Annotated in this window: 1 protein-coding gene; it reads right to left on the minus strand. The window is 67.8% G+C overall.

The genetic code is table 11. The features are described 5' to 3' along the window. On the minus strand, nucleotides 1-512 hold a 512-nt coding region (locus AC1DZU_RS35655; RefSeq protein ID WP_477292153.1), incomplete at both ends, for a DUF5801 repeats-in-toxin domain-containing protein.

A 512-nucleotide genomic window follows, 5' to 3' on the forward strand; every position in this document is an offset into this window, starting at 1 on the left:
TTTTGCGCAAAGCCAGTTGGGCTCAGATCGGTGCTGACATTGGTGACACCGGCAAACAGCCCCACCACCCCCGCCGCGGTCGTGTCGTTCGCATCCGCCTGGACGCCCGCGGTCTCGTCATGCGCCACCGTGGGAGCGCCCTGGACGATCGCTGCCGTCGGCCCGTCGTCCTGGAACTGGACGGCATCGCCGATACCGGTCGAGCTGGTCGCCGTGTCGCCGTCGCCGTCGGTCACCGTCACGACCGCCAGCAACGCGCTGTCGGTGATATTCACTGCCTCATCGTGAYTGGCACCGGGGGTCGGATGATGGATCGAAGCATACTGCGCCACGCTGACGACCCCGCTYGTGCCGTTGATTGCCACGGCGAACGCCGCCGCCCCGGCGGCTGAGCCGATGCGGCCGACCACCAGGTTGCCTTCCTTGAACAGGAGGATGCTTGTGCCGTCGGTCGTGTCGAGGCCGGAATCCACCCCTGCGGCGGACACCGCCAGCGAGAACGCCGTCGTCCC

This window comes from Mesorhizobium sp. P2_A12 (assembly GCF_056405075.1).